This window comes from Tepidamorphus gemmatus (genome assembly GCF_004346195.1).
Lineage (GTDB): Bacteria > Pseudomonadota > Alphaproteobacteria > Rhizobiales > Tepidamorphaceae > Tepidamorphus > Tepidamorphus gemmatus.
In genome coordinates, this window is the sequence record NZ_SMAK01000007.1 from 115,393 (window position 1) to 133,672 (window position 18,280).

16 protein-coding genes are annotated in these 18,280 nt (G+C 68.3%); 8 read left to right on the forward strand and 8 right to left on the reverse strand.

The features are described 5' to 3' along the window. Window positions 1–101: 101 nt before the first annotated feature. The 5 genes from EDC22_RS12325 to EDC22_RS12345 all read right to left on the reverse strand — a co-directional run bounded on the left by EDC22_RS12325 (window position 102) and on the right by EDC22_RS12345 (window position 5,498). The gene (locus EDC22_RS12325; protein WP_132806971.1) at window positions 102–944 is read right to left on the reverse strand and encodes an ATP-binding cassette domain-containing protein; all 843 of its coding nucleotides are present in this window, start codon (window positions 942–944) and stop codon (window positions 102–104) included. Next, entirely contained in the window at window positions 941–1,825 is an 885-nt protein-coding gene (locus EDC22_RS12330; RefSeq protein ID WP_132806972.1) for an ABC transporter ATP-binding protein, read from the reverse strand. The genes EDC22_RS12325 and EDC22_RS12330 overlap by 4 nt, the downstream gene beginning before the upstream one ends. Beyond that, the gene (locus tag EDC22_RS12335; RefSeq protein WP_132806973.1) at window positions 1,822–2,712 is read right to left on the reverse strand and encodes an ABC transporter permease; all 891 of its coding nucleotides are present in this window, start codon (window positions 2,710–2,712) and stop codon (window positions 1,822–1,824) included. Before EDC22_RS12335 ends, EDC22_RS12330 begins: the two co-directional genes overlap by 4 nt. Further along, window positions 2,705–3,712, reverse strand: coding sequence for an ABC transporter permease (locus EDC22_RS12340; RefSeq protein WP_281048291.1), 1,008 nt, complete (start codon window positions 3,710–3,712; stop codon window positions 2,705–2,707). Before EDC22_RS12340 ends, EDC22_RS12335 begins: the two co-directional genes overlap by 8 nt. A gap of 250 nt (window positions 3,713–3,962) precedes the next feature. Beyond that, a complete protein-coding gene (locus tag EDC22_RS12345) occupies window positions 3,963–5,498 on the reverse strand; it encodes an ABC transporter substrate-binding protein (RefSeq protein WP_132806975.1) in 1,536 nt (511 codons plus the stop codon). Between the two features lie 433 nt (window positions 5,499–5,931). Between EDC22_RS12345 and EDC22_RS12350 the strand changes: the two genes are divergently transcribed. The 4 genes from EDC22_RS12350 to EDC22_RS12365 all read left to right on the forward strand — a co-directional run bounded on the left by EDC22_RS12350 (window position 5,932) and on the right by EDC22_RS12365 (window position 11,469). Next, a complete protein-coding gene (locus EDC22_RS12350; protein WP_132806976.1) occupies window positions 5,932–8,082 on the forward strand; it encodes a thiamine pyrophosphate-dependent enzyme in 2,151 nt (716 codons plus the stop codon). Between the two features lie 13 nt (window positions 8,083–8,095). Next, window positions 8,096–9,658, forward strand: a complete 1,563-nt coding sequence (locus EDC22_RS12355; protein WP_132806977.1) for an indolepyruvate oxidoreductase subunit beta family protein — start codon at window positions 8,096–8,098, stop codon at window positions 9,656–9,658. 219 nt (window positions 9,659–9,877) lie between these two features. Continuing rightward, window positions 9,878–10,447 carry a tyrosine phosphatase family protein gene (locus EDC22_RS12360; RefSeq protein WP_132806978.1) on the forward strand — a complete coding sequence of 190 codons (570 nt, stop codon included), beginning with the start codon at window positions 9,878–9,880 and terminating at the stop codon, window positions 10,445–10,447. After that, window positions 10,444–11,469 (forward strand): NUDIX hydrolase, encoded by a 1,026-nt coding sequence (locus EDC22_RS12365; RefSeq protein ID WP_245499743.1) that lies wholly within the window; start codon window positions 10,444–10,446, stop codon window positions 11,467–11,469. Before EDC22_RS12360 ends, EDC22_RS12365 begins: the two co-directional genes overlap by 4 nt. Before the next feature lie 67 nt (window positions 11,470–11,536). Here EDC22_RS12365 and EDC22_RS12370 read toward each other — a convergent pair whose 3' ends face one another. Beyond that, on the reverse strand, window positions 11,537–12,034 hold the full coding sequence (locus EDC22_RS12370; protein ID WP_165926891.1) for a MarR family winged helix-turn-helix transcriptional regulator: 498 nt from the start codon (window positions 12,032–12,034) through the stop codon (window positions 11,537–11,539). 59 nt (window positions 12,035–12,093) lie between these two features. On the opposite strand from EDC22_RS12370, the gene EDC22_RS12375 reads away from it, so the two are divergent. Beyond that, window positions 12,094–12,603: a PaaI family thioesterase gene (locus EDC22_RS12375; RefSeq protein ID WP_132806980.1), complete on the forward strand. Its 510-nt coding sequence runs from the start codon at window positions 12,094–12,096 to the stop codon at window positions 12,601–12,603. A 140-nt stretch (window positions 12,604–12,743) separates the two neighbouring features. Here the strand turns inward: EDC22_RS12375 and acuI are convergent, their stop codons facing one another. Together acuI and EDC22_RS12385 are read right to left on the reverse strand one after the other, a co-directional pair. Next, the gene (acuI, locus tag EDC22_RS12380) at window positions 12,744–13,739 is read right to left on the reverse strand and encodes an acrylyl-CoA reductase (NADPH) (protein WP_132806981.1); all 996 of its coding nucleotides are present in this window, start codon (window positions 13,737–13,739) and stop codon (window positions 12,744–12,746) included. 113 nt (window positions 13,740–13,852) lie between these two features. After that, window positions 13,853–15,073, reverse strand: a complete 1,221-nt coding sequence (locus EDC22_RS12385) for an MFS transporter (RefSeq protein WP_245499744.1) — start codon at window positions 15,071–15,073, stop codon at window positions 13,853–13,855. A gap of 195 nt (window positions 15,074–15,268) precedes the next feature. On the opposite strand from EDC22_RS12385, the gene EDC22_RS12390 reads away from it, so the two are divergent. The 3 genes from EDC22_RS12390 to nadA all read left to right on the forward strand — a co-directional run bounded on the left by EDC22_RS12390 (window position 15,269) and on the right by nadA (window position 18,146). Further along, entirely contained in the window at window positions 15,269–16,051 is a 783-nt protein-coding gene (locus EDC22_RS12390) for a 2-keto-4-pentenoate hydratase (protein WP_132806983.1), read from the forward strand. Window positions 16,052–16,129: 78 nt separating this feature from the next. Further along, the gene (locus tag EDC22_RS12395; protein WP_132806984.1) at window positions 16,130–16,864 is read left to right on the forward strand and encodes a glycoside hydrolase family 16 protein; all 735 of its coding nucleotides are present in this window, start codon (window positions 16,130–16,132) and stop codon (window positions 16,862–16,864) included. A 202-nt stretch (window positions 16,865–17,066) separates the two neighbouring features. Beyond that, the gene (gene nadA, locus EDC22_RS12400; RefSeq protein WP_132806985.1) at window positions 17,067–18,146 is read left to right on the forward strand and encodes a quinolinate synthase NadA; all 1,080 of its coding nucleotides are present in this window, start codon (window positions 17,067–17,069) and stop codon (window positions 18,144–18,146) included. The last annotated feature ends 134 nt before the right edge of the window (window positions 18,147–18,280 follow it).

Sequence of the window (18,280 nt, forward strand, 5' to 3'; positions counted from 1 at the left end):
ATTGCCCCGCATGTATGACGCGCCGGTGGCGCGGCAAGGCCGGGTCTCGATCGCACCGATCACCCCCCGGGTGGCTGACCAGCCACCGTCCCGCACGGTCGTCAGGCGGCGTCCTCGGACACGGCTCCACGCTCGAGCCAGCCCGGATCAGGGTCGGGCAGCGGAATCGCGTCGATGAGCATGCGCGTGTAGGCGGATTTCGGGGTGCGGAACAGGGCCTCCGATGTCCCTTCCTCCTCGACGATCCCCGCCCGCATCACGTAGACCCGATCGCAGAGCGCGCGGACGACGGAAAGATCGTGGCTGATGAACGCCATCGCCAGGCCCATCTCCGCGGTCAGCCCCTTGAGGATGGTCAGCACCTGCGCCTGGGTGGAGACGTCGAGACCAGAGACGATCTCGTCCGCCAGCACGAAATCCGGTCTCAGCACGACGGCCCTTGCTATGCCGACCCGTTGGCGCTGGCCGCCCGACAGTTCGTGGGGATAGCGGTCGATCGCGGCGGCCGGCAGCCCGACGCGGTCGAGGACGTCGCCTGCGATCCGCTCCGCCGTGTGGCGGTCCGGGGCGAGGCCGTGCAGCAGCGCCGGTTCGGCGAGGATCCGTCCGATCGTGTGACGCGGATTGAGCGAGGACATCGGGTCCTGGAAGATCATCTGCATGCGCCGGCGCAGCGGCCGCCAGCCGGCCTCGTCGAGCCCGAGCAGGTCGATGCCGTCGAAGGAGACAGTTCCCGCCACCGGCCTGACCAGCCCGAGCAGTGCCCGACCGAGCGTGCTCTTGCCGGATCCGGATTCACCCACGACACCAACGGTCTCGCCTCGGTGGACGGCGAAATCGACACCCCTGAGCACCGGAACACCGAGGCGCCGGCGCGCGAACAGCCCGCCACCGCCGCCATAGGCGACGACCAGCCCGCGCGCGGCGACCAGCGGGGCGCTCATGCAGCTCTCCCCTGGGCCGGGCCGTCGCCGGCGAGAATCTCGGCCCGCAGGCTCGCGATCAGTTCGGGCGGGATCGGATGGAAGTCCGCGCCCGGCCGGTCGTAGCGCGGATTGGCGTCGATCAGCGCCCGGGTATAGGCGGCGCGCGGGTCGCGCAGCAGCTCGGCGGTCGGACGCTGCTCGATCACCTTGCCCATGTAGAGCACGGTGACGTGGTCGCAGATCTGCGCGACGACCCCGAGATCGTGGGTGACGAAGACGATGGCCGTGCCGTGGCGGGCCTGCATGGCGCGGATCAGACGCAGGATCTGCTTCTGAACGGTGACGTCGAGCGCGGTGGTCGGCTCGTCGGCGATGACCAGCTTCGGGTCGAGCGCGAAGGCGGCGGCGATCAGCACCCGCTGGCGCATGCCGCCGGACAGTTCGTGCGGATAGACCCGCATCACCCGCTCGGGATCTCGGATATGCACCTCCTCGAGCAGCGCCAGTGCCCTCTCCTCGGCCTCGCGCCGCGACAGGCCGCTCTTCAGGCGAAGGCCGTCGGTGAGCTGGGCAGCGATCCGGCGGCCGGGGTTGAGGGCGGTCAACGGATCCTGCGGAATGAGGGCGAGCTCTTCGCCGAGCAGCGCACGGAATTCGCGGCGCGGCATCGTCACGAGGTCGCGCCCCCGGAACAGGATCGCGCCGCCGTCGATGCGCACGCCGGACGGCAGGATACCGAGGATCGCCTTGGCGATCGTCGACTTGCCGGCGCCCGATTCGCCGACCAGCCCGTGCACCTGGCCGGGCTGCATGACGAGGGAAACGTCGCGCAGGATTCGCTCGCCGTCGCGCAGCGAGGAAGCCGACAATCCTGCGATCTGCAGCAGCGGCGCGGTCATCGGCGCATCACCGGGTCGAGGCTGCGGGTCAGCCCGTCACCGAGCTGGTTGAAGGCGATCACGGTCAGACAGAGCAGAGTCAGAGGCGCGACCAGCACCCACCAGGCGTGATGAACGATCTGGCGCCCTTCCGCGATCATGCCGCCCCAGGTCGGCGTGTCGGAGGACACCGACAGTCCGACGAAGGACAGGATCGCCTCGACGATCACGGCGATCCCCATCTCCAGCGTCACCAGCGCGATCAGCACCGGCGCGACATTGGGCAGGATCTCGCGGAACAGGATGGCGCCACGCCCGAAGCCGATGGTGCGCGCCGCGGTGACGTAATCCATCCGCGCCTGCGCCATGGTTTCGGCGCGCACGACGCGGCAGAAGCGCGTCCAGTCGATGACCACGATGGCGACGATGACGGTGAGGACGCCGGAGCCGAGCACGGCGACAAGCAGGATCGACAGCAACACCGGCGGGAACGCCATCCAGACATCGACGAGGCGCGACACCACCATGTCGGCATGCCGCCCGTACCAGCCGGCGATCAGGCCGAGCAGGGTCCCCAGGATTGCAGCCAGTGAGGCGGCGACGAAGGCCACGAGCAGGGCAATGCGCGCGCCATAGATCAACCGCGAGAGCACGTCGCGGCCGAGCGCATCGGTCCCAAGCCAGTAGCCGGGTTCGGCACCCGCGAAACCCCAGGGCGGCAGGCGACCGAACATCAGATCCTGCGCAAGCGGATCGTGCGGGGCGATCCATGGCGCCAGCAGCGCCAGGAGCGCCAGCAGCAGGATGAACCCGCCGCCGACGACGACCTTGGCATCGTGCAGCAATCGGCGCAGCACGGCGCGGCGGCGGGCCGGCACGGCGCCGGGTACGGCGGCTGCCTCAACCATGCCGCAGCCTCGGATTGAGGGCCACCGCCAGCATGTCGACGACGATGTTCACCACGATGAAGATCAGACCGAAGGTCAGCACGATGCACTGGATGAGCGGGAAGTCGCGGTTGATCACCGCGTCGATGGCAAGGTTGCCGACGCCCGGATAGGCGAAGATCCGCTCGACGATGACGGTGCCACCGACGAGAAAGGTGAACTGCACCCCGGTCAGCGCCAGCGTCGGTCCGACGGCGTTGCGCAGCGCCTCCTGCAGCACCAGCCGCAGCTCGGAATGACCCTTGATGCGGGCGAGCGTCACATAGTCCTGCACCATCGCCTCATTCAGCGACTGGCGCAGCACCCGACCGATAACGGCGGCGAGCGGCAGCGCCAGCGCAAGTGTCGGCATCAGCATGTGGGCGAGCACGTCGCGGGCAATGGCAAGGTTCCCGGTGAGAACCGCCTCGGACAGGTAGAAGCGCGTGGTGAAGGGCACCTGGATCGACGGGTCGATGCGGCCCGTCAGCGGCAAGACCGGCAGCGCAAAGCCGAACAGCAGCACAAGCACGAAGGCCCAGATGAAATCGGGGATGGAGATGAACAGGCTGTTGATCCCGTCGAACAGTCCGGAGAGCCGGCTTCGCCGCAACAGCGTCGAGGCGATCGCCACCGCGCTTCCGCCGAGCACCGCCACCGTGATCGCCAGCACCGCCAGCTCGATCGTCGCCGGCAGCCGGCTGGCGACGATCTCGAGCGCCGGCCGGCGCATCGAGATGGAGGTGCCGAAATCACCGGCCACCACCCCCTGTAGCCAGAGGCCGAACTGGACCGGGATCGAGGCGTCGAGGCCATAGCGGGCGCGCAGCGCCGCAATGTCGTCGGCGGAGGCGCCGGGGGCGATCATCATCGCGATCGGATCGCCCGGCACGACACGGATCAGCACGAAGACGATCACCGCGACGCCAAATAGCGTCACAATGGCGATCATGAGGCGGTTGAGGACGTCCGTCGCAGTCACGGGTCTCGCTCGGGATCCTTCGGGGAGTAAACGCCAAGGAATGGCCGAGACAACCGAAGCCGCATCGGCGGCGGACCCGACCATCACCTCCCTCGACAGCTTCTCCCGCCTCGTCCCGGACGGTCAATGGGCCCAACCGGGATCGGGATGAGGTAGCCGTTCTCACGTCCCGATCCCGGAAGCCGCGTTGCGGCCTCCGGGATGACCGGGACAGTCGAGGCGGGGCGGATCGCCCGCCGTTGCGTCCGCTTCAGCCCTTCCTGACCAGCGTCGGCTGCAGCGCGCCGGAGACGTTCGGCGTCACCTTGAGGCCCTCGCGGAAGACGATCGGCTGGACGTACTGGATCAGCGGGATGACGTAGCCGTTCTCGGCGATGTAGCGGGACACGTCCTTCCAGCCCTGGATGCGCTTCGCCTCGTCCTTCTCGCCCCAGAGCGGGCCGATCTTGGCATCGAGATCGTCGGTGTCCCAGACCGAGTGCGGCGACGGGCCGAACATCGCGAAGCCGGTCGATGTGGTCGGATCGCCGATGGCGTTGCCCCAGTTGTAGAAGGCAACCGGCGCCAGCTGGTCGGCGGCACGCAGCTCGAAATGCTTGGCCACCTCGTAGACCTCGATCTCGGCCTCGATGCCGACCCGGCGCCACATGCCGACGATCGCCTGGATCATCTCGTAATCCTTCGGCTTGAAGCCGCGCGTCGTCTGGATCGTGAACTTCACCGGGTTCTCCGGCGAGTAGCCGCTGGCGGCGAGCAGCGCCTTCGCCTTGTCCGGGTCGTAACCGACCTTGATGGTCTCGTCGAAGGCCGCATACTGGGGCGCCTCGAGCGTGTCGATCGGCACGCCGTAGCCGCTCAGCAGCCGATCGACGATCGCCTGCTTGTCGATGGCGTGATGGGCGGCGAGACGGACGTTCCTGTCGAGCATCGGCCCGACATTGTTGATGAACAGCATGGCGATGTCGGAAACCGGCGTCGTCACGCCGTCGAGCCCGTCCTTGGCGACGAGGCGATCATACTCCTCGTAGGGAATCTCGAGCGTGATGTCGGAGGAGCCGCTCTCGATCTCCGCGACACGGGTGGTCGCATCCGGCACGAACTTGAAGACGACCGTCTCGAAGTCCGGCTTGCTGCCCCAGTAGTGGGGGTTCGCCTTCAGGCGCAGGAAGGCATTGCCCTCGTAGGCATCGAACATGTACGGCCCGGTGCCGACGGGATGGCGCTCGAAACCTTCGGCGCCGACCTTCTCGTAATAGGCCTTGGGCAGCACATAGCCGGTCAGGAAGGCCATCCACATGAAGATGGTCGGCTCGAAGCGCAGCACGTCCGCCGTGATACGGTTGCCATCGACCTGGAAGTTTCCGATGGTCGACCAGATGAACTGGATCGGGTTGCCGCTGTCCTCGCGGCCGGCGCGCTCGAGCGACCAGACGACGTCCTGCGGCCCGAAATCCGAGCCGTCATGCCACTTCACGCCCTCGCGCACATCCATCCAGATCTGGGTCTTGTCGTCGTTCCAGCCCCAGTCGGTGAGCAGGCCCGGCTCGAAGGACAGGTCGGGCTTCTGTCCGATATACTGGTCGAAGATCGACCGGTAGATCGCCTGGATGGTCGGATTGACCGCCGAGACCCCGACGGTCGGATCGAAGGACGGCAGGTTGACGTTGTAGGCGATGGTCAGCGTGTCGCCCGACTGGGCGAATGACAGGCGCGACAGCGGCAGCGTCCCGGCGATGAGGCCGGCCGCACCGGCGAGCAGCGCCTGGCGACGTGTGAAGTTGAACATCCTTCTCTCTCCCTCGTTCCCCGGTGTGAGGCCGCCGCCGGGGTGGAACCCCCGAACCGCCGAGCGCGCGACCGCACGGATCGACCGCCGGTCGGAGCCGCGTCCCGGCAGCTTCGGACCTCGCGGCCACGGACCGCACCTGTGCGATAGCCTATGCATCCGCATAAAACTTCGCAATAGGCTGTCGTGACATCCTGGTCTCGCGAATTGCCCCGTCTCGCATTACGCTGACCAGAGATGATGCACTGCAGCGAAAGATGGGTGTTCGCTGCGTCGCCGACGGGCGAGTCCTCGACTCTCGGGTGGGACCGGATAAATATGGAATTGCATTTATCGGACAGGGCGCGATACTCGTTGCCCCCGCGCGGTTGCCGCGCGGAGCGGCATCCGCCCGGCGCGAGCGGATGGGCGAGCGGGCGGGATGGAGGAGGACATGGCGGAGAGATCGTTCGCGCGCGAGGTCCAGGATCTCAAGCTCGGCGCCGGAGAGGAGTTCCGCGGCGAGGGCATCCTAGCGATCACCAAGGCGCTGCTGCAGTCGGGCGTGGCCTATGTGGCCGGCTACCAGGGAGCGCCGATCTCGCATCTGATGGACGTTCTGGCGGACGCCCGGGATGTGCTCGACGAGCTCGGCGTGCGCTTCGAATCCTCGGCTTCGGAAGCAGCGGCGGCCGCCACGCTGTCGGCATCGGTGATGTATCCGGTGCGCGGCGCGGTCACCTTCAAGTCCACCGTCGGCACCAATGTCGCCTCCGATGCGCTCGCCAACCTCGCCTCCGGCGGCGTCACGGGAGGTGCCCTGATCATCGTCGGGGAGGACTATGGCGAGGGGTCCTCGATCATGCAGGAGCGCAGCCACGCCTTCGCGATGAAGTCGCAGATCTGGCTTCTCGATCCCAGACCCAACCTCGAGACGATCGTGCGCTGCGTCGAGGAGGGGTTCGAGCTGTCGGAGGCGTCCAACACGCCGGTGATGCTGGAAGTGCGGATCCGCTGCTGCCATGTGCACGGCCGCTTCATCGCCAAGGACAACAAGCGCCCGCGGTTCACGCTGAAGGAGGCGCTGGAGAGCCCGAAGCGGGATGTCGGGCGCATCGTGCTGCCGCCGGCCTCGTTCCTGCACGAGAAGGAGAAGATCGAGCGGCGTTGGCCGGCCGCCGTCGAATTCATCAAGTCACGCAGGCTGAACGAGCACTTCGGCCCCGCCGACGGCGAGATCGGCATCATCCTGCAGGGCGGCATGTACAATGGCGTGATGCGGGCGCTGCAACTGCTCGGCCTCGCCGATGCCTACGGCGAAACCGCCGTCCCGCTCTATGTCATGAACGTAACCTACCCGGTCATCGAGGACGAGGTGGCAGCGTTCTGCGCCGGCAAGCGGGCCGTGCTGATGGTCGAGGAGGGCCAACCCGACTATCTCGAGCAGGCGCTCAACACGATCCTGAGGCGCCGCGACATCAATACCGTCATCTGCGGCAAGGACGTCTTGCCGATGGCAGGAGAGTACACGGCCCAGGTGATGCTGGCAGGGGTGCGCCGGTTCATCGAGACCCATGCGCGGCCGATGCTCGGCAACCAGCCGCCGCTGCCGGACCCGAGCCCCGTGCTCGCCGACCCCAGGGTGAAGGCACTTGCCGAGGTCGTGCCGCCGCGGCCGCCGGGCTTTTGCACCGGCTGTCCGGAGCGGCCGATCTTCGCGGCGATGAAGCTGGTCGAAAAGGAGCTCGGTCCGCACCACGTCGCTGCCGACATCGGCTGCCACCTGTTCTCGATCCTGCCGCCGTTCAACATTGGCGCCACGACGATGGGGTACGGACTTGGTCCGGCATCGGCCTCGGCGCTGAACGTGCCGGCCGACAAGCGCGTGATCTCGGTGATGGGCGACGGCGGGTTCTGGCACAACGGGCTTGCCTCGAGCGTCGGCAATGCCGTGTTCAACAAGCATGACGGCGTCATCATGATCATCGACAACTTCTATTCGGCGGCGACCGGTGGCCAGGACATTCCCTCCTCGCGCGCCCGGAACGCCCGGCGGGCGACCAACAACTCGATCGTCGATGCGGTGAAGGGCATCGGGGTGAAGTGGGTGCGGCAGATCGACCGGACCTACGACGTCGCGAAGATGCGCGACACGCTGCGCGAGGCGTTGACCACATCGGAAGGGGGGCCGAAGGTCATCGTCGCCTCCTCGGAATGCATGCTGAACAAGCAGCGCCGCGTGAGGCCGCAGATTGCCAAGGCGATCGCCGGAGGCCATCGGGTCGTCAAACAGCGCTTCGGCGTCGATGAGGACGTCTGCACCGGCGATCATGCCTGCATCCGCCTGTCCGGCTGCCCGTCGCTGTCGGTGAAGCACACGAGCGACCCGCTGAAGGACGACCCGGTCGCGGCAATCGACTCCTCCTGCGTCGGCTGCGGGAATTGCGGCGAGGTGGCGGAAGCCGCCGTCCTGTGCCCATCCTTCTATCGGGCCGACGTGATCCACAATCCCGGCCGCCTCGACCGGTTGATGGCGTGGCTGCGCCAGCGGGTGATCGGCGCCCTGCAGCGCCGCCGCGACCGGCGCCGCGTCGCCTTCGCCTGAAACGCCGAGCACCATGATCTCGCACGACCCGCATACGAGCCGCCTCGCCCCGACACGCCCCATCACCGTGGCAATCCTCGCCATGGGCGGGCAGGGTGGCGGCGTGCTGGCCGACTGGATCGTGGCGACGGCCGAGTCCGTCGGCTGGTACGCCCAGTCGACCTCGGTCCCCGGCGTCGCGCAGCGCACCGGCGCAACGATCTATTACATCGAGACGATGCCACCAAAGGACGGCCGGCCACCGATCCTCGCGCTGATGCCGACACCGGGTGACGTCGACATCGTGCTCACGGCGGAGCTGATGGAGGGTGGCCGGTCGATCCTGCGCGGCCTCGTCACGCCGGAGCGGACCACGCTGATCACCTCCACCCACCGCGCCTATGCGGTGGCCGAGAAGGAAAAGCCGGGCGACGGCACCGGCGACCCCCTCGTCGTGTCGGATGCCGCCGGCGTCGCCGCCAGGCGTGTCATCGCCTTCGACATGCAGGCGCTCGCCGAGAAGCATGGCAGCATGATCTCCGCGGCGATGTTCGGCGCGCTCGCCGCGTCCGGCGCGCTGCCATTCCCGCGCGATGCCTACGAGGCGGTGATCCGAGCCGGCGGAAAGGGGATCGAGGCCAGTCTGAGGACATTTGCGGACGCCTACGACCGGGCCGTGTCGAAACCCTCCGAGCCGCTGCGGCGCGGCGTCGACAAGGAGCTGCCGGGGCTGCCGGAGGCTTCCTCGGGTCACCCGGAGCTCGACCGGCTGGTCGATAGGATCCGCAGGGAATTTCCCGACGCCCTGCATCCGATGGTCTTCGCGGGCGTGCGCCGGTTGGTCGACTGGCAGGATCCCGCCTATGCGGACGAGTATCTCGATCGGCTCGCCGCCATCCGCATCGCCGACGCCGCCGCCGGCGGCGACGCGGGCGGATTCCGCTTCACGCTCGCCGCCGCCAAGTATCTTGCCGTCGCCATGGCCTATGACGACGTGATCCGCGTCGCCGATCTCAAGACGCGCGCGAGCCGCTTCGCGCGGGTCAAGGCCGAGGTCGGCGTAGGCGAGGATCAGATCGTCTACACGACGGAATTCATGCATCCGCGCATGGAGGAAGTCGCCGGTACGCTGCCGCGCCGGCTCGGCGAATGGATCGAGGCGCGGCCACGCCTGTTCGCCGCGCTTAACCGCCTCGTCAACCGCGGCCGGCGCGTGCGCACCGGCACGATCCGCTGGTTCCTGCCGCTCTATGCCCTGGCGGGGATGAGGCGGATGCGCCGCAGCACCTTGCGCCATGCCCGCGAGATGGACCACATTGCGGCGTGGCTTGGGCTTGCGCTCGACCGGATCGGCCGCGACTACGATCTGGCGGTGGAAATCATCAACACCCGCCGGCTGGTAAAGGGCTATTCGGACACCCATGCGCGGGGGACCTCGAAATTCGAGCGGGTCCTCGCGACGCTGCCACTCATCGAGGGCCGCCCCGACGCTGCCGACTGGCTACGTCGCCTGAGGCAGGCCGCGCTGATCGACGAGGACGGCATCGCACTCGACGGCGCGATCCGGACGGTGGAGAGCCTCGACGCGGCGGTCTGAGGCCGTGCCGGCGCTGTCCCGCCGCCCAAGCGCGACGCATGACAGCGTGGCGCAGCGTGGGCGAGATCGCGGGGCGGGCGCGGGATCGTGAGGCGAGCCGCCCCGCCGATGCGGCCGCGCCGCTCTGGAAGGCAACGGAGACTCCGCCCATATTGGGCCATGTGGCAGGCTTCGGGCACCCGGCCCGAGGCCAAATGTCGTCGGTCGGGAAACACATCCATGCCTGCGATCCATGTCTGCTCGCTCGCCCGCCTCGCCTCGGTGGTGGAGGAGACGGACGCCTCGCATCTGGTCACGCTGATCACCGAAGGGACCGAGGTGGTACGTCCTCCAGCGATTTTGCCGGAGCGGCATCTGTTCCTGGCGATGCATGACATCGTCGAGCCGCAGGACGGCATGATGCCGCCCAACGAGACGCATGTCGCCAACTATCTCGATTTCATCGAGCGCTGGGATCGCAACCAGCCGATGGTGGTGCATTGCTTCGCCGGCATCAGCCGCTCGACGGCGGCCGCCTTCATCGGTGCCTGCGCGCTCAATCCGCGGCTCGACGAGGCCGAGATCGCCGCCGAGATCCGCGCCAGTTCGCCAACCGCCACGCCCAACGCCCGACTGGTTGCGATCGCCGACCGGCTGCTCGGCCGTGGCGGACGGATGAACGCCGCGGTTGCGGCGATCGGGCGCGGCGCCTTCGCCTACGAGGGTGTGCCGTTCGCCCTGCACATCGGCCCGCGCGAGACGGCTGCGGCCGCCCCGTTCGCCCCGCGCCAGCTGCCGGGCAGCGCATGAGCAGCACCGGCGCGCCCTCCTCGCGCGCCAAAGCGCCATCCACCGGGCCTCTGCCCGCGCGCACGCCGATCGAGATCGGCCTCAATGCCGCCATCGTCACCGTCGAGGCTGAACGACCGCTGATCCTGGTGGTGCCCGGCGATGCAATCGAGCGGCGCGATGCGCTCCCCTTCGGTCCATTCGATCCGCTTGCCCACCGGACACTGGAGATCGGATTGCGAGCCTGGGTCAGCGAACAGACCGCGCTCAAGCTCGGCTATGTCGAGCAGCTCTACACGTTCGGCGACCGCGGCCGCCACGCCATGCCGGGCGATACCGGCCCGCACGTGGTCTCGGTCGGCTACCTGGCGCTGACCCGCCTGCCCGAGGATTTTCATGCGCAGGCGGCGCGCTTCGAGGACTGGTATGCCTATCTGCCCTGGGAGGACTGGCGCGACGGCCGCCCGGCGGTGCTCGACGAGGTGATCCTGCCGGCGCTCGAATGCTGGGCGGCGGAGCCTGCCCATCCGTCCGAGGCGCAGCGAGGGCCTGACCGCCGCACGCGGCTGCTGATCTCGTTCGGCCTCGACGGCGCACGGTGGGACGACGAACGGGTGCTCGAGCGCTACGAGCTGCTCTATTCGGCAGGGCTTCTGGCCGAGGCCCTGTCTGATGGACGCGAGGCGGCCCTGCGCCGCGGCAACCTGCCGCCGCTCGGCCGGCCGATGCGCTTCGATCACCGGCGCATCCTGGCCACGGCGATAGGCCGGTTGCGCGGCAAGCTGAAGTACCGGCCGGTGGTGTTCGAACTGATGCCGCCAACCTTCACCCTCACGGAGTTGCAGCGCACGGTCGAGGCGCTGGCCGGCACCCATCTGCACAAGCAGAACTTCCGCCGTCTGGTCGAGCAGACCGCCCTGGTCGAGCCGACCGGCGGCTATCACACCTCGACGGGAGGCAGGCCCGCGCGTCTGTTCCGCTTCCGCCGCGAGGCGGTGCTGGAGCGCCCCTCGCCGGGCCTGAGGTTCGGCCCCCGCGGGTGACGGAGGGGACGATGGCAGGGGTAACGGCGGCTGTGCCGGATGAAGCGATCGGTCACCGAAATCCGACTCAACGGCCGACCTTGTCGGCCGGCGGACTGTCGGCGCTGCCGGGCTCGACGGCCCGCGCGACCGCCGACACCTTGCGCAGGAGGGCGTGCAGTTGCGCCACCTCGCCGCCGAGCGCCCGCTCGACCCGTCGCTGGGCCTCGCGCCAGTAGGGAACCGCAAGACCTGCCGCGTGCTTTCCGGCATCAGTGATCGCGACGTTCTTCACCCGCCGGTCCTCGCCCGGCTCGACCACGAGGTCGCCGCGCTCGATGAGCGGCTTCAGCGTCCGGGTCAGCGTCGAGGGCTCCATGCCGAGCGCGTCGGCGAGCGTCGACATGGGCCGCGGTCCGGTGAGGGCGACCATGGCAAGGATCGAGAATTGCGTCACTGTCATCCCGACCGGCGCCAGCGCCTCGTCGTACATGGCGGTGACGCGCCGCGTCGCCTTGCGCAGCCGGTAGCAGGTGCAATGCAGGTCGGCGAGCGGGTGCGGCGGAGGCGCAGACTTGTCATTCATATGATCATTGTATATGCATCTAATTATCCTGTCCATCGCGGCGAATCCGGGAGTCGCAGATGTCCGAGATGAACCCTGGCAGCCGCCCGTATCCGTCCGGCGAGATCGGCGTGCTGCCGTTGGCGCGGATCAGGGACATGGACGGGCTCAGCCAGCTCGAGGCAGTGATCGCCGGCACGTTTCCCGCCCCGCCGATCGCCCGGACGCTCGGCTTCATGTTGCGTGAGGTCGAGCCGGGGCGCGCGCTGTTCGCCGGTCTGCCTGGCTTCGACCATCTCAATCCGCTTGGTACGGTGCATGGCGGCTGGGCAGCGACGCTGCTCGACTCGGCGCTCGGCTGCGCCGTGCACACCACGCTGAAGGTGGGCGAGGCCTACACGACGATCGAATTCAAGGTGAACCTGGTGCGGCCGCTGCTGCCCGACACCGGCGAGGTCGTCTGCGAGGGGCGGATCGTCCACCGCGGCGCCCGCATCGCCACCTCCGAGGCAAGCCTGCGCGGCGCTGACGGCCGGCTCTACGCGCACGGCTCGGAAACCTGCATGATCTTCCCGATGAAGGGCGCCTGATGGCCGCGGCGCAGGCGGCCTTGCAGGAGGCGCACCGGCGGCCCCACCTGCCGAAGGCCGCACGGCTGCGACCGGCTATCCGGCCTGTCGCAGTGTCGCACGCCCGGACTAGACCCGGCTTGAACGGCCCCGGACCCGGTCTAGCCTCCGACCTCGACGACGATGCGCCCGCGCACCTTGCCGGCGAGGATGTCCGGGGCGACGGCCACGACTTCGGCGAGCGGTATCGTCCGCGTCATCGCGGCAAGCTTCGCCTGATCGAGATCGCGCACGAGCCGGTCGTAGGCCTCGATGCGGCGCGCCTTCGGGGCCATCACCGAATCGATGCCGATCAGGCTCACCCCGCGCAGGATGAAGGGGGCAACCGAGGTCGGCAGGTCCATGCCACCGGCAAGGCCACACGCGGCAACCGAACCGCCGTAGCGGGTCATCGACAGGATATTCGCCAGCGTGGTCGAGCCGACCGCATCAATGCCACCGGCAAAGCGCTCCTTGTTGAGCGGACGCGGCTTTCCGGCCAGTTCCTGGCGATCGATCACTTCGGCCGCTCCGAGCCCCTTGAGGTAATCGGCCTCGCCGAGCCGGCCGGTCGCGGCGACGACATGGTAGCCGAGCTTGGAGAGGATCGCGATCGCCACCGATCCGACACCGCCGGCCGCGCCGGTGACCACCACCGGCCCGCGCTCCGCCGTCACTCCCTGGCGCTCCAGCGCAAGCACGGACAGCATGGCGGTGTAGCCGGCGGTGCCGATCGCCATCGCCTGGGCGGCGGTCAGCCCCGCGGGGAGGTGGATCAGCCAGTCGCCCTTGACCCGCGCCTTGCCGGCATAGCCGCCGTAATGGGTTTCGCCGACACCCCAGCCGTTGAGCACCACCTGGTCGCCCGGCTTGAACTCGGGATTGTCCGAACTCTCGACGACGCCGGCGAAATCGATGCCGGGGATCATCGGCCAGCGGCGCACGACCGGCGCGGCGCCGGTGATCGCCAGCCCGTCCTTGTAGTTGATCGTCGAATGCGAGACGCGGATGACGACGTCCCCCTCCATCAGGTCGTCGAGGGCGAGGGCCACCGTCTCGACCCTCTGCCCCCTGTCGTCGTCCTTCTGGATGAGGATCGCCGGAAACCTGTCAGCCATGGAACGAGTCCCTCCCTGTCATACGCGCGACTAGTAGCCCGCGGGAGGGGCGAGCGGCAAGGCCGGCCTGCCCGATCCACTGTCCGGGGACCGCTGCGCCCGGCGGCGCAGGCTCACCGAGCCGGCTGCAGCCGCGCCACGGGGACCTCGCGGATCGGGTAGTGCACGGCCGCGGCGAACAGGCCGGCGAGGATCGCAAGCCACCAGAACATGTCGTAGTTGCCGTAGGCCGCGTAGAAGACGCCGCCCAGCCAGATACCGAGGAACGAGCCGACCTGGTGCGAGAGGAAGACGAAGCCGAACAGAGTGCCCATGTATTTCGGCCCGAACATCAGCGCCACCAGCCCCGAGGTCGGCGGAACCGTGGACAGCCACAGAAGGCCGATGGCGGCCGAGAAGATCATGACGCTTGCCGGCGATACCGGAAGCAGGATGAACGCGGCGATCACTGCCGAACGGAGGAAGTAGATCCAGCACAGGATCCAGCGTTTCGACAGCCGCCCGCCGAGAACGCCGGCCGAATAGGCGCCGATCACGTTGAACAGGCCGATCACCGCCAGCGACCAGGCACCGTAGCTGGCGTCAAGGCCGATATCGTTGAGATAGGACGGCATGTGGACGGTGATGAACGCGACCTGGAAGCCGCAGACGAAGAAGCCGGACACCAGCAGGATGTAGCTGCGGTGTCCGAATGCTTCGCCGAGCGCCTGGCCGAAGGTCTGCGACCCCGCCAGCGCAGGGCCTCGCGCCGGTGCGCGCAGACCGATCGCCAGGAACGGAACCGCGAGCAGCATCAGCGCGAACAGATAAAGGGCCGTCTGCCAGCCGAAGCTCGCCAGGAACGCCATGCCGATCGGCGCGAAGATGAACTGGCCGAGCGAGCCGGACGCCATGCCGATTCCGAACGCCCACGACCGGCTCTCGGCCGGCAGCAGCTTGCTGAAGGCCGAGATGACCAGCGCGAAGGCGCAGCCGGCGATGCCGAGACCGACGAGTATGCCGGAGGCCAGCATCAGCACGAACTGCGACTCCGTATAAGCGGTCAGCGCCAGCCCACCGGCATAGAGCACAGCGCCCAGCACCATCACCCGCGCCTCGCCCCAGCGATCGGCAACGGCACCAAGCAGCGGCTGGCCAAAGCCCCAGACCAGGTTCTGGATCGCCAGCGCCAGCGCGAACACCTCGCGACTCCAGCCGCGTGCCTCCGACAGCGGCGTCAGGAACAGCCCCATCGCCGATCGGGGTCCGAAGGCGATCGCCGAGATCAGACAGCCGCAGACGACAATGACGGTCGGGGCGAGCCAGTCGGGAAGTCGGGCGTGCTGGACGGTCATGAGCGGGCCTCGCATCGCAGCCGGGCAGGATCAGCCGGAGAGACTAGGCGGCCGCAGGCAATAACTGTAATGCAAATTGGTTATGGCAGCCATCAGCGACTTTGATGCATATGCATCCAAATCATCCGGTGGTGGTGTCGGTATCGCGAATTGCCGGGCAGAGGCGGGAACGCCGAGGGCGTCAGGGAGGATCGGATGGACGACGCAACGATCGACGACATCGCAGCGCGGCTCGCGTCGGCGCGGCGCGGCGGGCGGTTGATCCCGCTACCGGATGCCGGATGGCCGCCGGCCGATCTCGAGACGGCCGAGCGGATCAGCGACCGCGCCGCCGCAGCGATCGGCGAACCGGTCGCCGGCTGGAAGATCGGTGCGACCAGTCCCGACGCGCAGGCGATCATCGGCTGCAACGGCCCCTTCTTCGGCCCGATGTTCGCGTTCCAGATCACGGCAAGCGGCGGAACGCTCGCCCCCTCCCCCGGCCTGCTCGGGGTCGAATGCGAGTTCGCGTTCAGGATCGGGCGCGACCAGCCGGCCGGTCGCGGCGGCTGGAACCGGCAGTCGATCGGCGATCTCGTCGAAAGCTGTCATCCGGCCCTGGAGATCATCGCCCGGCGCACGGCCGGCAGCGGCTTTCCGGGCTTCACCCCGGCGGTCGCCGATTTCGCGCTCAACGCCGGCTTCGTCCACGGCCCGGCCATCGTCGGCTGGCGCGAGGCCGACCTTGCCGACACCGAGGTGCTCGGCCTTGTCGATGGGCGACAGACCAATGCGGGCTTCGGCCGCAACGTGCTCGGCCATCCACTCGAGGCGCTGGCCTGGCTCGCCAACGCGCTGGCGGCGCGGCGGCGCGGCCTCGTTGCCGGGCAGTGGGTCTCGACCGGCACCTGTCTCGGCGTCGTCCCCGCTCAGCCGGGCTCCATCGTTTCGGGCGATTTCGGCCCCCTCGGCACCGTTTCGGTCAGGCTCGGCGGGTAACACCCGGCCCCGTTAACGGGCCGACAACCGGGTCGATGCTGCTCTCGTGTCGAAGACCCTCGCTCCGGATCCTCCGTCATGCGCGTTTTCCCGCTCGCCTGTCTTGCCGCCCTCGCGTTTCTCACCGGGGCGATGCCTGGCGCGCAGGCGAAGACGCTGCGCTTCTCCGGCCATGACTTCGTGGTGCGCCCGGCGGGCGTCGGCGGGCCGGGCCCGAACAACTGGTCGGCGCGCAATGCGTGGGTCGACGAACAGGGGCGGCTGCACCTGAAGCTCGCCCGCCGCGGCGGCGAGTGGTATGCGGCGGAGGTCTACACCCGGCAGCGGTTCGGTTTCGGACGCTACGAGTTCCGCATCGAAACCAATGTCGACAGACTCGACCGCAACGTCGTGCTGGGCCTGTTCCACTATCCCACCTCCGATGTCGGCCCGGACGCGACGCATGAGATCGACATCGAGTTTGCCCGCTGGGGCAGGCGCTCGGGGCCTGTCGGCAACTATACGGTCTGGCCGGCCGATGCGGCACTCGACTACACGACACGCCGGTTCCGCATGCCTGCGAATGCGGTGCGGACGACCCATGTCTATCACTGGAGCGCCGACAAGGTCGTCTTCACCTCGTGGCGCGGCCACGGCACGGACCCGGGCCGCACGATCGCGCGCTGGCGTTTTGTGCCGAGGGACGCGCCGGCGCGCATCGCGCAGCAGCCGATGCCCCTGCACATCAACCTGTGGGCCTACCGTGGCAATCCCCCCTCGGACGGCCGCGACGTCGAGGTCATCATCACCTCGTTCAGCTTCACGCCGGAGTGAACCGGCGCGGCAGACGCCCGGAAGCGGGTCGGACTGGACCACAGCTCCACGCCTGCAGCATGGCTGACCCGCTGGAAGCGACTGGAAAGCCCTTCCGGCTTCCCTTATATTCGTGCTGAACATAAGGCCCGGACCCGGAATCAACCGTCCGGGATTTTTTCGGGGAAGGGTTATACTCTTATCGAGTATAAGGAGGCGCGACATGACCAGGACGGCGGCAGAATTGCGGGGTACGCTGGCCCGCCCGCGCGGCGAGGCGGCGCGGCGGCACGGCAGACTGCCGATGCCCCCGCTCGCCTATACCGATGAGATCGCCCGCGCGACCGCGCCGCTCTATGCGCGCGTCGCCACGATCATCCCGCCGGTCGAGTGGCCGTTCCACGCGCCCTATGTGCACGCCATCAACCAGCTCAAGGCCGAGCGCAACGCGGTCATCCTGGCACACAACTACATGACGCCGGAGATCTTCCATTGCGTCGCCGACGTGGTGGGCGATTCGCTGCAGCTCGCCATCGAGGCAACGAAGACCGACGCCGAAGTGATCGTGCAGTGCGGCGTCCACTTCATGGCCGAGACCTCGAAGCTGCTCAATCCCGACAAGACCGTGCTGATCCCGGACATGGACGCCGGCTGCTCGCTGGCCGCCTCGATCACCGGGGCCGACGTGCGTGCGCTGCGCGAGGCCTATCCGGGCGTGCCGGTGGTCGCCTATGTCAATACATCGGCCGATGTGAAGGCGGAGGTCGACATCTGCTGCACCTCCTCGAATGCGGTACAGGTGGTCGAGTCGCTCGGTGCGCCGCGGGTGATCTTCCTGCCCGACGAGTACCTGGCGAAATACGTGCAGACCCAGACGGACGTCGAGATCATCGCCTGGAAGGGCCACTGCGAGGTGCACGAGCGTTTCACCGGCGCCGAATTGCGCGCCTATCGCGAGGCGGATCCATCGATCCGTATCATCGCCCATCCCGAGTGCCCGCCGGACGTGCTGGCCGAGGCCGACTTCACCGGATCGACGGCTAGGATGATCGACTGGGTGAAGCGCGAGCATCCGGCCCGTGTCGTCATGGTCACCGAGTGCTCGATGGCCGACAATGTCGCCGCCGAGACGCCGGACGTGAAGTTCGTCAGGCCGTGCAACCTGTGCCCGCACATGAAGCGGATCACCCTGCCGAAGATCCTCGACTCGCTCGTCAGCATGACCGAGGAGGTCGTCATAGACCCGGCCATCGCCGCCCGAGCGCGCCGCTCGGTCGAGCGGATGATCAACCTGAAGAGCTGAGCGGCGGCGAGCGCCCCTGCAGCCCCGCCCCGATCTCGAGCCGCCCCGATTCCCAGCCAGAGGCACGTCCACCGATGGCTCGCCCGTCTCCCCCTGCCCGCGTCCTTCGGCACGCCGCGCGAGCGCCGATCCGG

Coding starts and splice junctions, on each gene's coding strand:
- EDC22_RS12325 (WP_132806971.1), bottom strand. CDS start 944: ATGAGCGCCCCGCTGGTCGCCGCGCGCGGGCTGGTCGTCGCCTATGGC.
- EDC22_RS12330 (WP_132806972.1), bottom strand. CDS start 1,825: ATGACCGCGCCGCTGCTGCAGATCGCAGGATTGTCGGCTTCCTCGCTG.
- EDC22_RS12335 (WP_132806973.1), bottom strand. CDS start 2,712: ATGGTTGAGGCAGCCGCCGTACCCGGCGCCGTGCCGGCCCGCCGCCGC.
- EDC22_RS12345 (WP_132806975.1), bottom strand. CDS start 5,498: ATGTTCAACTTCACACGTCGCCAGGCGCTGCTCGCCGGTGCGGCCGGC.
- EDC22_RS12350 (WP_132806976.1), top strand. CDS start 5,932: ATGGCGGAGAGATCGTTCGCGCGCGAGGTCCAGGATCTCAAGCTCGGC.
- EDC22_RS12355 (WP_132806977.1), top strand. CDS start 8,096: ATGATCTCGCACGACCCGCATACGAGCCGCCTCGCCCCGACACGCCCC.
- EDC22_RS12360 (WP_132806978.1), top strand. CDS start 9,878: ATGCCTGCGATCCATGTCTGCTCGCTCGCCCGCCTCGCCTCGGTGGTG.
- EDC22_RS12365 (WP_245499743.1), top strand. CDS start 10,444: ATGAGCAGCACCGGCGCGCCCTCCTCGCGCGCCAAAGCGCCATCCACC.
- EDC22_RS12370 (WP_165926891.1), bottom strand. CDS start 12,034: ATGAATGACAAGTCTGCGCCTCCGCCGCACCCGCTCGCCGACCTGCAT.
- EDC22_RS12375 (WP_132806980.1), top strand. CDS start 12,094: ATGTCCGAGATGAACCCTGGCAGCCGCCCGTATCCGTCCGGCGAGATC.
- acuI (WP_132806981.1), bottom strand. CDS start 13,739: ATGGCTGACAGGTTTCCGGCGATCCTCATCCAGAAGGACGACGACAGG.
- EDC22_RS12385 (WP_245499744.1), bottom strand. CDS start 15,073: ATGACCGTCCAGCACGCCCGACTTCCCGACTGGCTCGCCCCGACCGTC.
- EDC22_RS12390 (WP_132806983.1), top strand. CDS start 15,269: ATGGACGACGCAACGATCGACGACATCGCAGCGCGGCTCGCGTCGGCG.
- EDC22_RS12395 (WP_132806984.1), top strand. CDS start 16,130: ATGCGCGTTTTCCCGCTCGCCTGTCTTGCCGCCCTCGCGTTTCTCACC.
- nadA (WP_132806985.1), top strand. CDS start 17,067: ATGACCAGGACGGCGGCAGAATTGCGGGGTACGCTGGCCCGCCCGCGC.